The 14,019-nt window shown below is 53.3% G+C and carries 13 protein-coding genes; 6 read left to right on the forward strand and 7 right to left on the reverse strand.

Going from position 1 to position 14,019, the window contains the following annotated elements; translation table 11 throughout:
- The coding region (locus LLF79_RS25160) for a hypothetical protein (RefSeq protein WP_223349232.1) at positions 1 to 71 on the forward strand (71 nt) is incomplete at its 5' end.
- Positions 72 to 490: 419 nt separating this feature from the next.
- Positions 491 to 1,201: a YnfC family lipoprotein gene (locus LLF79_RS25165; RefSeq protein ID WP_021241206.1), complete on the forward strand. Its 711-nt coding sequence runs from the start codon at positions 491 to 493 to the stop codon at positions 1,199 to 1,201.
- A 199-nt stretch (positions 1,202 to 1,400) separates the two neighbouring features.
- On the opposite strand, the gene LLF79_RS25170 is transcribed toward LLF79_RS25165, so the two are convergent.
- A complete protein-coding gene (locus LLF79_RS25170) occupies positions 1,401 to 1,715 on the reverse strand; it encodes a YebG family protein (protein WP_021241207.1) in 315 nt (104 codons plus the stop codon).
- A 70-nt stretch (positions 1,716 to 1,785) separates the two neighbouring features.
- Positions 1,786 to 2,139: a helix-turn-helix domain-containing protein gene (locus tag LLF79_RS25175; RefSeq protein ID WP_025911432.1), complete on the reverse strand. Its 354-nt coding sequence runs from the start codon at positions 2,137 to 2,139 to the stop codon at positions 1,786 to 1,788.
- Positions 2,140 to 2,475: 336 nt separating this feature from the next.
- On the opposite strand from LLF79_RS25175, the gene LLF79_RS25180 reads away from it, so the two are divergent.
- Together LLF79_RS25180 and oqxB are read left to right on the forward strand one after the other, a co-directional pair.
- On the forward strand, positions 2,476 to 3,651 hold the full coding sequence (locus LLF79_RS25180; protein ID WP_032651679.1) for an efflux RND transporter periplasmic adaptor subunit: 1,176 nt from the start codon (positions 2,476 to 2,478) through the stop codon (positions 3,649 to 3,651).
- Positions 3,652 to 3,675: 24 nt separating this feature from the next.
- Positions 3,676 to 6,831: a multidrug efflux RND transporter permease subunit OqxB gene (oqxB, locus tag LLF79_RS25185; RefSeq protein WP_021241210.1), complete on the forward strand. Its 3,156-nt coding sequence runs from the start codon at positions 3,676 to 3,678 to the stop codon at positions 6,829 to 6,831.
- Between the two features lie 67 nt (positions 6,832 to 6,898).
- Here the strand turns inward: oqxB and LLF79_RS25190 are convergent, their stop codons facing one another.
- From LLF79_RS25190 to LLF79_RS25200, 3 genes are all read right to left on the reverse strand, one after another.
- Positions 6,899 to 7,378 (reverse strand): Rrf2 family transcriptional regulator, encoded by a 480-nt coding sequence (locus LLF79_RS25190; protein ID WP_008502426.1) that lies wholly within the window; start codon positions 7,376 to 7,378, stop codon positions 6,899 to 6,901.
- Positions 7,379 to 7,515: 137 nt separating this feature from the next.
- On the reverse strand, positions 7,516 to 8,904 hold the full coding sequence (locus LLF79_RS25195; protein WP_227880585.1) for a HAMP domain-containing sensor histidine kinase: 1,389 nt from the start codon (positions 8,902 to 8,904) through the stop codon (positions 7,516 to 7,518).
- Positions 8,904 to 9,581: a response regulator transcription factor gene (locus LLF79_RS25200; RefSeq protein WP_021241213.1), complete on the reverse strand. Its 678-nt coding sequence runs from the start codon at positions 9,579 to 9,581 to the stop codon at positions 8,904 to 8,906. Before LLF79_RS25200 ends, LLF79_RS25195 begins: the two co-directional genes overlap by 1 nt.
- Positions 9,582 to 9,784: 203 nt before the next feature.
- Here LLF79_RS25200 and LLF79_RS25205 point away from each other — a divergent pair, with 203 nt between their 5' ends.
- Positions 9,785 to 10,621: a MipA/OmpV family protein gene (locus LLF79_RS25205; RefSeq protein ID WP_227880586.1), complete on the forward strand. Its 837-nt coding sequence runs from the start codon at positions 9,785 to 9,787 to the stop codon at positions 10,619 to 10,621.
- 392 nt (positions 10,622 to 11,013) lie between these two features.
- Positions 11,014 to 12,735 (forward strand): SulP family inorganic anion transporter, encoded by a 1,722-nt coding sequence (locus LLF79_RS25210; RefSeq protein ID WP_100122563.1) that lies wholly within the window; start codon positions 11,014 to 11,016, stop codon positions 12,733 to 12,735.
- A gap of 134 nt (positions 12,736 to 12,869) precedes the next feature.
- On the opposite strand, the gene LLF79_RS27000 is transcribed toward LLF79_RS25210, so the two are convergent.
- Positions 12,870 to 13,094: a hypothetical protein gene (locus LLF79_RS27000; RefSeq protein WP_309240734.1), complete on the reverse strand. Its 225-nt coding sequence runs from the start codon at positions 13,092 to 13,094 to the stop codon at positions 12,870 to 12,872.
- 248 nt (positions 13,095 to 13,342) lie between these two features.
- Positions 13,343 to 13,912, reverse strand: a complete 570-nt coding sequence (locus LLF79_RS25215; protein WP_032651686.1) for a hypothetical protein — start codon at positions 13,910 to 13,912, stop codon at positions 13,343 to 13,345.
- Between the last annotated feature and the right edge of the window lie 107 nt (positions 13,913 to 14,019).

The following is a 14,019-nucleotide window of genomic DNA, read 5'->3' on the forward strand; positions in this document are numbered from 1 at the left end:
CTATGGCCCTGGTACGAGCGCTGAACAAAATGACGAAAGCAGGTATGCCTGAAAGCGTGCGTATTGCCTGAAAACACAACCCGCTACGGGGGAGACTTACCCGAAATCTGATTTATTCAACAAAGCCTCTGTATGCCTGAACAAACATACCATTCCCTATATCAACACGATGATTCCAGCTGAAAATATTGTTAATGACGCTTATCTGACATGCCAGGGTGTCGTTGATGAATAGAATCGTGAGAGAGAATCCTTGCCCAAAGAAATGGTAATCAAGCAGAATAAGGAGTTGCGTGATATGTATATCAGGATGATTGAGATCCGTCGGAAAGCGAGTGCACACAAAAAATGAGGGACCCTTGTATCGATTGATTAGAACAAAAAGCAGACACTTAACGTTTGTCATGGAAACGCTTCGATTATTCGTAAAATATGAGAGCGCGAATTCACATCATCGTTGAATGCTATTTTATTAATAAAGGGATGACTTATGAAAGCAGGTGTTTTTTTAAATCTATTATTATTGACGTTATCATTTGATGTCGCGGCATTTACTCAATTCAAACCGGCGGTCTTAAATGCTGCTCTTTTATTCGATCATGATGCAACAACCGGGAACGTAAAACATAGCCTCCAGTGGATGCGGGATGTTACAGGTAAACTTCAGGTTATGACAGAAGTTAGATATGATCGCAGCGGATGCTTTACGAGTATCAACATGGTTGACAAGGCAAATGATCGAGAGTTTCATTTGGTCAATAAAGATGGCTTACTGACGTCACTTAAAGGCCAGCGTATTACCGGAAAAATAAATGAGCGCTGCGAAATTACTGAGCTTGAGAATGAAAAAGGTAATTACTTACTCAGTTATAATATACGTGGCTTGCTGGAAAAAATAATGGACAAAGATACGGGCGAAGTTGTAGAGCGATATGAATATCACAACAGCCAATTCCCCGTTCGCATAATAAACTACAAAGATCCAAAAGATGAACGCATCGTTTACCCATCCGGGAGTGCGCAATTCCTTGACTCAGAATTAGTGTCGAAAAGAGAGGACATCACTTTCATGGTGAAGCAAAGCTGTGCTTACACCACTGATGGTAATGCAGATAAATGCTCGCTGATAGCATCCACTAACGACGACTATCGTGACTCAAGCCTCGTATGGATTTCTAATCACAAAAATGAATATTTCTAAATTATATTAAAAGGACTGAACCCACGTCACCTTCCCGAAAGGTTGATTAACGTCCTATTTTTTTTTGTCAGTGCATCATCTCCTGCTTTGAAACGATGGTATCGTTAACATCAATCAGCAGGAGAGTACTACAGACAGCCAAAAAGCCGTAAGCAGTTATCTGCTTACGGCTTCCAGAACGGTGATGATTTTCTGACAATCAGGCCGCTTTCACAGCCCTGATTTTTTTCGTGTCAGCCGCATCGGATTCTGTTTTATCAGCAGCAGCAGCAGTGAGATCGGGAAGCTTGCTGGTACGCAGAATATGCTGCACGGTCTCTTTCTGCTCGGCGAGATACAGGCCAAGATTTTCAGCCTGCGTTTCATCCATCTGCATACCGCTTTGCAACAGCCAGTCGGTGAACGCGTCTGCCATATCGAGCAGCTTGTCGTGAGCGTCAGCCTCTTTCTTACTGGCAAATGTCATTTTCTCTTCACCTTTTCTTACGACAACAAATTTTGTTTCAACAGCCATCGTGCACCTCGTTATACTGTATTTATATACAGTATAACAGCAACAAATCGACGTTGCAGCAAAATATGCATTACTGGCGAAGCTGCTGTGTTTCCGGGCCACCCATACTGCGTCGCCATGCCCCAGGCGCCTGACCATACTGACGCTTAAAGCTGCGGTTGAAGGACTGCTGGGAGTCAAAGCCCAGCGCGATCGCCACGTTCAGAATCGGTTCATCGCTGTGGGATAACCGCTCAACCGATTTTTGCAGCTTTTGCGCGCGAATATACCCGGCGAGGGGATAGCCCGTATGCTCTTTGAACAGGCGCTGGAGGTGCCATTTTGAGTAGCCGGAACGCCTGGCGACGGTCTCAATGTCCAGGCGGCTGTCCAGGTTGTTGTCGATCCAGTCGAGTAAATCATGCATAAATGCGCCAGTGTTCATCTGGTTACCCCCACGCAGCGGATGAAAAGTATCTTTATCTGTTGCATTTAAAGGTGGCGCGTTTTTGCAGTAATTGCAAGTTTTATTGTTGCATTTAAATCCCTGACCGAAACGGGTCTTTTCACATCCACTCAAATAGCACATAAAGTGCAACAATTATTCTTGCACTTAGTTAAGCGCCTTCCTACAATCGCCGCGAATAGTGTATTCGCAACTGTTACAGTTTTGTGGCGATGAACGACACAAATGGCCTTAAGACAGCCCCCGGACAAAGGAAGTGGCGCGGTGCCTCCTGCTGCGTCTTGCCCGGTGGCGACAATTATCGGAATAAAAATAATGAGCCTGCAAAAAACCTGGGGTAACTCTCCTCTGAGCGCGCTGGGGGCCATGTTGCTCTCCGTGCTGCTCGTCGGATGCGATAACAGCGTCGCGCAAAATGCCGCGCCACCTGCGCCTGCCGTGAGTGCCGCTGACGTGGTGGTGAAATCGATTAGCCAGTGGGATAGCTTTAACGGCCGGATTGAAGCGGTGGAGAGCGTTCAGCTGCGCCCGCGCGTGTCCGGCTACATTGATAAGGTGAATTACACCGACGGCCAAGAAGTGAAGAAGGGCGAGGTGCTGTTCACCATTGATGACCGTACCTATCGCGCCGCGCTGGAACAGGCGCAGGCGAACCTGGCGAGAGCCAAAACGCAGGCCAGCCTCGCGCAAAGTGAGGCCAACCGTACCGATAAGTTGATCAATACCCATCTGGTCTCACGGGAAGAGTGGGAGCAGCGTCGCTCGGCTGCCGTTCAGGCGCAGGCCGACATTCGCGCCGCGCAGGCGGCGGTTGACGCAGCCCAGCTCAACCTGGACTTCACCAAAGTGACCGCGCCTATCGATGGTCGCGCCAGCCGGGCGCTGATCACCAGCGGCAACCTGGTGACTGCGGGCGATACCGCCAGCGTCCTCACCACGCTGGTCTCGCAGAAGACGGTGTACGTCTACTTTGACGTGGACGAGTCAACCTACCTTCACTATCAAAACCTGGCCCGCAGCGGGCAGGGGGCGTCCAGCAATCACACGGCGCTGCCGGTTGAGATTGGCCTGACGGGCGAGGAGGGCTATCCCCATCAGGGCAAAGTGGATTTCCTGGATAACCAGCTCACGCCGAGCACCGGGACCATCCGCATGCGCGCGCTGCTGGATAACTCACAGCGTCAGTTCACGCCGGGACTGTTTGCCCGCGTACGCCTGCCGGGCAGCGCGGAGTTCAAAGCTACGCTTATCGACGACAAGGCGGTGCTGACCGATCAGGATCGTAAATACGTCTATATCGTGGATAAAGAGGGGAAAGCGCAACGTCGCGACATTACGCCGGGTCGTCTGGCAGACGGTTTACGCATCGTGCGGCAGGGGCTGAACCCTGGCGACAAAGTCATCGTCGAGGGTTTACAGAAAGTGTTTATGCCGGGTATGCCGGTAAACGCCAAAACCGTTGCCATGACCGCCAGCGCCGCCCTCAACTGATCCCTTGACCTGAGAATCCAACCCATGGACTTTTCCCGCTTTTTTATCGACAGGCCGATCTTTGCTGCCGTCCTGTCGATTCTGATTTTTATCACAGGGTTAATCGCCATCCCGCTGCTGCCGGTGAGCGAATACCCTGACGTCGTGCCGCCAAGCGTGCAGGTGCGCGCCGAGTACCCGGGCGCCAACCCGAAAGTGATTGCCGAGACCGTGGCGACGCCGCTGGAAGAGGCGATCAACGGCGTTGAGAACATGATGTACATGAAATCCGTCGCGGGCTCGGACGGCGTGCTGGTGACCACCGTGACCTTCCGTCCGGGGACTGACCCGGATCAGGCGCAGGTTCAGGTGCAGAACCGCGTCGCGCAGGCCGAAGCGCGTCTGCCGGAGGACGTGCGGCGTCTGGGCATTACCACCCAGAAGCAGTCGCCCACGCTGACGCTGGTGGTGCATCTGTTTTCGCCAAACGGTAAGTACGATTCGCTGTATATGCGCAACTACGCCACGCTGAAGGTGAAGGATGAGCTGGCGCGCCTGCCCGGCGTCGGCCAGATCCAGATTTTCGGCTCCGGCGAGTACGCGATGCGCGTCTGGCTGGACCCTAATAAAGTGGCGGCGCGCGGGCTGACCGCCTCGGACGTGGTCACGGCGATGCAGGAGCAAAACGTACAGGTCTCCGCCGGTCAGCTTGGTGCCGAGCCGCTGCCGAAAGAGAGCGACTTCCTGATCTCCATTAACGCCCAGGGCCGCCTGCATACCGAAGAAGAGTTTGGCAATATTGTCCTGAAAACAACGCAGGATGGTACGGTCGTCCGCCTGCGCGACGTGGCGCGGATTGAAATGGGCTCCGGGAGCTATGCGCTGCGTTCCCAGCTGAACAATAAAGACGCGGTCGGGATTGGTATCTTCCAGTCGCCGGGGGCGAACGCCATCGATCTGTCTAACGCGGTGCGTGCGAAAATGGACGAACTGTCCACGCGCTTCCCGGCGGACATGAAGTGGGCGGCACCTTACGATCCGACGGTCTTTGTGCGTGATTCGATCCGTGCGGTGGTGCAAACGCTGCTGGAAGCCGTGGTGCTGGTCGTGCTGGTGGTGATTCTGTTCCTGCAAACCTGGCGCGCGTCGATCATTCCGCTGATCGCGGTGCCGGTGTCGGTGGTGGGTACTTTCAGCATTCTCTACCTGCTGGGCTTCTCGCTGAATACCCTCAGCCTGTTCGGCTTGGTGCTCGCCATCGGTATCGTGGTGGACGACGCCATCGTGGTGGTGGAAAACGTCGAGCGAAATATCGAAGAGGGGCTTGCGCCGCTTGCGGCCGCGCACCAGGCGATGCGTGAAGTGTCCGGGCCGATTATCGCGATTGCGCTGGTGCTGTGCGCGGTGTTTGTGCCGATGGCGTTTCTGTCGGGCGTTACCGGCCAGTTCTACAAGCAGTTTGCGGTGACGATCGCGATATCGACGGTGATTTCAGCGATTAACTCGCTGACGCTCTCTCCGGCGCTGGCGGCACTGCTGTTAAAGCCCCACGGCGCGCCGAAAGATTTCCCGACCCGGCTTATCGACCGTCTGTTCGGCTGGATTTTCCGTCCGTTTAACCGCTTTTTCCTCCGCAGTTCAAACGGCTATCAGGGGCTGGTGGGCAAAACGCTGGGACGGCGCGGTGCGGTATTCGTGGTTTACCTGCTGCTGCTCTGTGCCGCAGGCGTCATGTTTAAAGCGGTGCCCGGCGGGTTTATTCCGACGCAGGACAAGCTTTACCTGATCGGCGGCGTGAAAATGCCGGAAGGCTCTTCGCTGGCCCGCACCGATGCGGTGATCCGCAAAATGAGCGAAATCGGGATGAATACCGAAGGCGTGGACTATGCGGTCGCGTTTCCGGGACTGAATGCGCTGCAGTTCACCAATACGCCGAATACCGGGACGGTCTTCTTTGGCCTGAAGCCGTTCGACCAGCGTAAACATTCCGCAGCGGAAATTAACGCGGAGATTAACGCGAAAATCGCGCAAATCCAGCAGGGCTTTGGCTTCTCCATCCTGCCGCCGCCGATTTTAGGGCTGGGTCAGGGGTCGGGCTATTCCCTGTACATTCAGGATCGCGGTGGTCTGGGCTATGGCGCGCTGCAAAACGCGGTGAACACCATGTCCGGTGCAATCATGCAGACTCCGGGGATGCATTTCCCGATCTCAACCTACCAGGCTAACGTGCCGCAGCTGGACGTCCAGGTTGACCGCGACAAGGCGAAAGCGCAGGGCGTGTCGCTGACCGATCTCTTCGGGACGCTGCAAACCTATCTGGGCTCGTCGTACGTCAATGACTTCAACCAGTTCGGGCGCACCTGGCGCGTGATGGCGCAGGCTGACGGGCAGTTCCGCGACAGCGTGGAAGATATTGCGAATCTGCGTACCCGCAACAGCCAGGGCGAAATGGTGCCGATTGGCAGTATGGTTAACATCACGACCACCTACGGGCCCGATCCGGTGATCCGTTACAACGGCTACCCGGCGGCGGACCTGATTGGCGATGCCGACCCGCGCGTGCTCTCATCTGCACAGGCGATGACGCAGCTGGACGCGATGTCTAAGCAGATCCTGCCGAACGGGATGAACATTGAATGGACGGATCTGAGCTTCCAGCAGGCCACCCAGGGCAACACGGCGCTGATCGTCTTCCCGGTCGCGGTGCTGCTGGCGTTCCTGGTGCTGGCGGCGCTGTATGAAAGCTGGACGCTGCCGCTGGCGGTGATCCTCATCGTGCCGATGACGATGCTTTCCGCGCTGTTTGGCGTCTGGCTGACCGGGGGCGATAACAACGTCTTCGTGCAGGTGGGGCTGGTGGTGCTGATGGGGCTGGCCTGTAAAAATGCCATTCTTATCGTGGAGTTTGCCCGCGAGCTGGAAATTCAGGGTAAAGGCATTATGGAAGCCGCGCTGGAGGCGTGCCGCCTGCGTTTACGCCCGATTGTGATGACCTCCATCGCCTTTATTGCCGGGACCATTCCGCTGATCCTCGGCCACGGCGCGGGTGCGGAAGTACGCGGCGTCACCGGGATCACGGTGTTCTCCGGTATGCTGGGGGTGACGCTGTTTGGTCTGTTCCTGACGCCGGTGTTCTACGTGACGCTGCGTAAGTTCGTCACGCGCGGCAAAAAAGAGGAAAGGGACGTGCTGCCCGCGTAGGGACGTTGCTGATAATAAAAAACCGCCTTCACAGAGAAGGCGGTTTTTTTTCGCATCAGGTAAAACGTTATGACGTTTTTTGATACTGGGCAATAAGGTCGGGGAGCGGATCCCATCCGCTGCTGTCGGCGTTTTTCACCGCTTCCAGGGCGCTAGCCACGGTATGGCGCTCCAGCACCGCTAACGACGCCTGCTCGGCCTCTTCGGAAATCGATTTAAAGTACCAGCAGGCGTTAGCGCTGACCACGCAGCGGGCCGGTACGTCAGGGCGCGACGCCCACAGTTTTTTATCTTCGATGACCGAAAGGTAGATGTCGCGCAGGGTGATCTCTTCCGGCGGGCGACCAAGATGAATGGAGCCGTTACGGCCAAGCGTTGAGACGATAATGCCGTCTCGCGTCAGCGGAACCATCAATTTGCGGATGAAGCTCGGGTTCGCTTCGAGGCCGTAGGCCAGAATCGCGCTCGTCGAACGTTCACCCAATTGCTCCGCCATCGCTACGCTGAGAACCATCTGCAAAGCTGTCGGGAAGCGGTAATCTAACATTTCTCTGTCCTGGGTTGCGGTGAATCTTGTTCTTTTTGGCACCGCAGAGGTGAATAAGCAATAAACAACAATATAACAAATACGGTAATTATTTTGAAGCAATCTGCGGCATTTGCGATCAAACCCCCTGTTCTGCTTTAGCTAAACGTGCGGTTCGGGAAGTCAACCGTGACCAGGAGGCCACCTTCTGCAGAAGTACTCAGATTTACGCTGCTGTTGTGCTGCTGCGCCACCGCTTTGACGATGGCAAGCCCCAGCCCGCTGCCGCTCTGCACCTGATTGGGATCGCGGAAAAAGCGGTCGAACACGCGCTCCCGCAGTTCAGGCGGAATACCCGGGCCCGCATCGGAGACGCGCAGCTGAACGACGCGATCGCAGGCGCTCAGGTCGACCTGAATCCGCCCGCTCTCGGGGCTGTACTTCACGGCGTTCTCAATGAGATTATCAATCAGCGACACCAGGCGTTCCCTGACGCCGTGGATCCAGACGTCATCCTCGGCAAAGAATTCCAGCTCAATTTTCCGCGCAGACGCTAGCGGTTCCAGCTCGGCCATTCGTTCCTGAATAAGCGTTGTCAGCGGCACGGGTTCCATAGCCGTATCAATGCGCGATTCACTGTGCATCATCAGCAGCAGCTGATTGACGAGGCGCGCGGCGCGGCTGTTGCTGCGAATCACGCCCGCAAGCAGCTCCTTCTGGCTCTCGCTGATGACCCAGGACTGCAGCGCCTCCACGTTGATGCGCATCGCCGCGAGGGGGGTACGCAGCTCGTGCGCGGCATCCGCGATGAAAATCCGCTCCCTTTCCGCGCTTTCACGCACCCTGGCAAGGAAGTCGTTGATCGCGTCCACCATCTGGCGAAGCTCCCGGTGCTTCGGTACGGCTCTTAAAGGGGAGAGGTCGTCCGGCGTGCGTAACGTAATTTCATTGACCACCTTATTCCATGGACGCATCGCAATGCGGATTGAGAGCCACGCGGGAAACAGCAGAAATGGGAAGCAGACCAGCAGCGGCAGGATGTAGTACCCGCGAGAGTTCAGATAGATAAAGAAGTTCCAGCCGCTGGCTGGCGTGAAGAGGGTGACCTCCACGTCAGAGTGAGGGGATTTAAGGGTGCGGCTGGTCCAGGTACGATCTTCACTCTGGACGTGCTCCAGTTCGCCGAACCGGGTGTTTGTTATCCCCGCAGGTGCACCGTGGGAGGCAAAAATAACGGCATTATTCTTGCGAACGATGAGGTTAATCGACAGCACGGGATCTTCCCCTCCGCCGTAACCTTCCCGCAGGGCCTGGCTAAAGGCTTCCAGCACGGCGGTACGATCCTGCGGACGTCCGTCCATACGCTCAGCCAGGGTAAAAACGGTTTCGTACGTTTTACTGCCCGTAAGGATGGGAGGGCTGCGCAGGTCCTCCCACAGAATGAAGGTTAGAAAAAGACACCACAGCAGGGTCAGCAGCAGCATCTGGGCGATGATAATTCGGCGCACCAGCGTCGGGCGCCTCAGGTGATACCAGACGTTTTGCATTAACCGCTCACTTTTTGAATGGAGACGGTATCAATGACGTACCCGACGCCCCGGACCGTTCGCACATAGCCGTCGCCGATTTTCCGCCGCAAATTTCCCATATGCACGTCGAGCGCGTTGCTGAGATTCTCTTTGTTGCCGAATATCCTTTCCTCCAGAAACCGCCGTGTCAGCACGCGGTCCGCGCGCAGCATCAACGTTTCCAGCAGCGCGTATTCACTGGCCGTTAAATCGATATGGCGCGCACTCACCGTCACGCGGCGCGTTGGGACATGAAGGGATAGCCCGCGAATTTCTATCGCCTCATTTTCAAAACCATAGCTGCGCCGTGCAAGGGCTCGCACTCGCGCCAGCAGCTCGGCGAGAATAAAAGGTTTGACGAGATAGTCGTCTGCACCGGCATCCAGGCCGCACAGGCGATCCTGCAATGTCCCTCGCGCCGTCAGGATGATGACGGGGATCCCCTTGAGCTGCTGGCGCAAACGCGTCATCAGGCTCATGCCATCGCCGTCGGGTAGCCCCAGGTCGAGCAAAATTAGTTCCGGCACGCAGACGTCAAGCTGATGCAGCGCATCCTCTTTACGGCGAACCCATATGACGTCAAATCCTTGATCTGAGAGGGCGATACGTACGCCATTGCCGAGATCCAGGTCGTCTTCGATAAGTAGAATTTTCACATTGGTAACGGTATCAACCGTGAATGAAGAATTTCTTAAGAAAAAAACGGTAGCAGGAAATCTGTCCGGATGACAGCACCCGCGCGCGCTTCAGTCTTTCTTCATTTTCGGCTCATAAGAACCTTAGGGTCACGCTTCAAAATGGGCGTTCCGGCGTTTAACCGCCTGCATCGTCATCATTTGCATCCATAAGGACTTCCTTAATGAGAAATATCGAACTGCGTAATACGTTCCCTCATCTACTTTCGGGCCGCTGCCTGAAAACCCTCGTGCCGGGCGTCGTTCTGGCGTTACTGGCTACGCCTGTACTGGCGGAAGAACAGCGCCAGGGTAACGTCTTAACCCTGGGAGGCGGCGTGGATGTGGGGCCGCGCTACTCGGGTTCAGATAAAACCCGCGTTTCAGCGGCTCAGGTAGTGGATTATTCCATGGCAAATGGCTTCTTCATCGGCACCACGCGTGGGATCGGTTACGGTAACAATGTTGGCAACCTGGATTACAGCGCAGCGCTGAGCTATCGAACGGGCCGTAAAGATAAAGACGTGAGCAGCGATTCCATCAGCTCCGGCAGCGACGAGCTGCGGGGCATGGGTGAGATTAAAGGCTCGGCTATCGTGGTACCCGGGCTGGGGTACAAGGTGACCGACTGGCTGAATCTGCAGCTGCAGGCTGAGGTACCGGTGTCTGAGAGAGACAACGGTGAAGCGGTACACTTCGGCATTTCCAGCCCGTTCTACACCTCACCCAAAAATGAGGTGACGATGGCGGTGACCGGCAGTTGGGGATCCGACAAGTATATGCAGACGTACTATGGGGTCAGCGCCGCCCAATCGGCCGCATCGGGCTTTGCCCGACATGACGCCGGGGCCGGGATTTATGCCTGGTCGATGAACCTTGACTGGACCCACAAGCTCACCTCGCGCTGGAGCGTGCTTGCCTCAGCGGGCGTGACGCAGCTGACGGGGGATGCGAGCGATAGCCCGATTGTGCATCGTAAAACGTCGCCGACGGGGAGTTTGAAGGTGACATACAGTTTTTGAGCATGTGATAACAACGTATATAAGCCGCTCCGGTTAAGATGGCGGGGCGGTACTGCTGGGTGACGGGAAGAGTGATGGACTCTCTCGATCTCATGGTGTGTAACAACCTGCTATCTATGCCAAAATGATTCAACATTAGCGATTAACGAGACTTACTGATAATGACCATTGTATTTATTCCGTCACTTGCTTTCATCACGGCATCCGGCACGGCCAACCCCGGTTAAGCCGCAGTATCTGAACTACGTTTAACATCAGTCAGAATAATAAAAGAGTTAACGTTTTATTAGATTCGCAACAGTGCCGGCCTCCGTCCGGAGCATTTGAAAACCAGAACCTCACTAAGAAATGTGCCAACATGACGCGAGTAATATCCCTGTCCGGAGAATAATGTGTTCGGAAAACTGTTGTTAAACTACATGCCCGGTTTACAAAATTTGTTAGCCTACGATAAAAGCTGGCTAAAGCATGATGTTAAAGCCGGGTTATCCGTTGCGGCCGTAGCGCTCCCTGTTGCGATTGCATACGCTGAGCTGGCGGGGGTGGGGGCAATTGTAGGACTCTATTCCTGCGTTTTACCGATGATAGCTTACGCACTGTTTGGCTCTTCACGCCAGCTTATTGTGGGCCCTGATGCCACAACCTGCGCGGTGATTGCGGCCGTCGTATTTCCGCTTTCTGCAGGAAACCCCGAACTGCACTGGCAGCTGACGATCATCATGACATTGATGATGGGCGGGTGGTGTTTGCTTGCCAGTAAATTTCGGCTGGGCGCGCTCGCCGATCTGCTTTCTCATCCCATTCTTACCGGTTTACTTAATGGCGTAGCCGTGACGATTATCGTCGGGCAATTAGGCAAGGTGTTGGGGATTAAGCTTGATGAAGCGCAGGTTATTGAAAAAATAATCGCCTTGCCAGGTCGACTTTCAGATAGCCATTTATTAACCGTAGGAATATCCCTTTTTACGTTAATTATTTTAATGGTGATCAAAACGTATCGCAGCCAGTGGCCAGCACCTTTAATCGCCATTGTAATAACAACGGCACTGGTATGGGTGACCTCTGCGCAACAGTATGGGATTGCCACGATTGGGGGAGATGGCTTCCAGCCTGGTTTACCGGTCGTTCACTGGGGGGCGTTCCAGCCGGGGCCGATGCGTGATTTGGTGATCCCGGCGCTGAACCTGGCGTTGGTCAGTTTTGTCAGTCTGATGCTGACCGCCCGCAGTTTCGCCGCAAAAAATGGCTACGAAATTAATGCGGATGCAGAGTTCCGGGCTTTGGGTATTGCGAACATTATGTCGGGGTTATCTCAGGGGTTTGCTATCAGTGGAGCCGATTCCCGGACTGCGGTGAATGATTCGGTTGGGGGGAAAAGCCAGTTGGTTTCCGTGGTCGCCGCCTTGATCATCGGTATCGTCGTAGTATTTTTCACTCAGCCATTACAATTCATTCCGGTATCTGCGTTAGGGATTGTTCTAATGTACGCATCGTGGTCATTGATTGATTTACGTGGGCTATGGAACCTGAGGCGCAGAAATAAACAGGCCTTTCGCCTGGCCTTCTTCACGTTTGGCTGTGTGTTAATTATCGGCGTTATCCAGGGGATTGGCCTTGCGGTGTTGCTTGGCCTGTTGCAGTTCCTTCGTACGGTGTTTCGCCCCTCTGAGCACCTGCTGGGCACTGACGAAGAGGGAATGATTCACTCGTTAGGGAATACAACCGATATTAAAATGGTCCCGGGCGTGCTGATGTATCGATTTAACTCACCGTTGACCTATTTTAATGTGGCTTATTTTAAACGTCGGGTATTGAACCTGGTTGATGGGGCAGCCATACAGCCTAAATGGGTGGTCATTGATGCCGTTGCCTGCTTCACCTATTCAGACATCAGTGTCCTGGCAACCATTAATGAGTTAAAGCGCGATCTGAAAGGCCGACAGATTAAATTAATTCTTGCGGGCAGGAAAACGGAGTTAACACGCTGGTTTAAAGACAGTCGGCCAACAATGAATGATGATGACATGATTCTGGCGCCAGACCTCTACCTGGCACTTCGGTTCATTCAAAGCAAAGAGAGTGCGAGTGAGGGGGAATCAGTCGGTGATACATAACCAAATAGTGGTGAAAGGCTTGTAGCACATGCTACTGGCAGGCAGGGAACACTCACAATTTCTACCACCGAGGCTCAGCTATTGTTGGCCTGGACAGTGAGATGTTCCTTGCCTGCCTTACTTTCTTCTGCCATCTATCTCAGTAAAACCTGAATCAACTGAACAAAGATATACACTGCCGCCGCCACTCGTATTGCCTGCCAAGCCCATCTGAGATAGCGCCATTCATAGCGTTCTCTGGCATTAGCCTCTGCTATAGCGGAGTCATAACGCTTTTTTTTCTTTCTCCTGACTCCGTCTATTACCCACCGGATGAGAATAAAGATAATGATGGTTTTCTGAAGTATGGGATTATCCACTAAAAATGACTCCGGCTTGCTCGCTGAAAAAGCAGAATAGAGGAACAGTCGTCACGTATCCACCACTAAATGTGGGGGTATGAATGAAATTTACCCTGATTCGATTTTGAGATGACCCTGCCCGTAGCCGGTTTCTCCGCTGTGAATGCGCAATCTCTGGTGCGACGTATCAGGCTGACGGCTATAAGCAAGGAGCGGGCCTTGAGCGCCATTCATTTTCACCGGAACAAAAATAGATAGGGTCGTGCCTACAAATAAATAAACTCATAACTCACAATGTAACTTCCAATATTATTCACACGGGCTGTCACCCACACCCCAGTCATTCCCTGCTTACGGTGGCTGTGCAGATATTCTTTGTTTGTACAAAGCTGAATCCATCTGTTGGTGTTCTGATCTTTTAACCAGAGACCCGCTTCACAATGGCCATGCTTACCTCTCGAAGGCCCCGGAAAGACAACCTCATATTCAGATTCATAGCCAATTATTTTGTCCGGGAAGAGATAGACATAAATATCATAACCATTTAAGCTCAATACAAACCCAAGGCAAAAACCGCATAAGAAAGTATTGGCAAAGTATTTTAAAGTTTGGTTAAAAGCGTGCACAAAAAAAGCGCGTATAACCAAAAGCGCGCCAATCGCTACTCCAACAGAAATATACGTGGTCAATTCAGGAACCGATTCTTGCAAAATGGTATAATTGGAGATGCTTGTTGTCCATGACATATACCAGATCCATGCACCTAAAATGGTAAATGTTATGGCTGTTATAAGTAGCCTTTTAAAATTATTTACGGAAGGGTGTTTTCCAGTCATTTTTTTATTTTGTATGTATCAACAGATAGCATCATTTTTTTAGGAAAGGCCATTATATATCATCAATCTTAACATGACTCATGTTTCGATATGAATTTTTAAACGCT

The organism is Enterobacter cloacae complex sp. 2021EL-01169 (assembly GCF_020733125.1).
Taxonomy (GTDB): domain Bacteria; phylum Pseudomonadota; class Gammaproteobacteria; order Enterobacterales; family Enterobacteriaceae; genus Enterobacter; species Enterobacter roggenkampii.

What these genes read in the sequence shown, in the direction of transcription:
- LLF79_RS25165 (WP_021241206.1), top strand. Translation starts at nt 491, where the DNA reads ATGAAAGCAGGTGTTTTTTTAAATCTATTATTATTGACGTTATCATTT.
- LLF79_RS25170 (WP_021241207.1), bottom strand. Translation starts at nt 1,715, where the DNA reads ATGGCTGTTGAAACAAAATTTGTTGTCGTAAGAAAAGGTGAAGAGAAA.
- LLF79_RS25175 (WP_025911432.1), bottom strand. Translation starts at nt 2,139, where the DNA reads ATGAACACTGGCGCATTTATGCATGATTTACTCGACTGGATCGACAAC.
- LLF79_RS25180 (WP_032651679.1), top strand. Translation starts at nt 2,476, where the DNA reads ATGAGCCTGCAAAAAACCTGGGGTAACTCTCCTCTGAGCGCGCTGGGG.
- oqxB (WP_021241210.1), top strand. Translation starts at nt 3,676, where the DNA reads ATGGACTTTTCCCGCTTTTTTATCGACAGGCCGATCTTTGCTGCCGTC.
- LLF79_RS25190 (WP_008502426.1), bottom strand. Translation starts at nt 7,378, where the DNA reads ATGTTAGATTACCGCTTCCCGACAGCTTTGCAGATGGTTCTCAGCGTA.
- LLF79_RS25195 (WP_227880585.1), bottom strand. Translation starts at nt 8,904, where the DNA reads ATGCAAAACGTCTGGTATCACCTGAGGCGCCCGACGCTGGTGCGCCGA.
- LLF79_RS25205 (WP_227880586.1), top strand. Translation starts at nt 9,785, where the DNA reads ATGAGAAATATCGAACTGCGTAATACGTTCCCTCATCTACTTTCGGGC.
- LLF79_RS25215 (WP_032651686.1), bottom strand. Translation starts at nt 13,912, where the DNA reads ATGACTGGAAAACACCCTTCCGTAAATAATTTTAAAAGGCTACTTATA.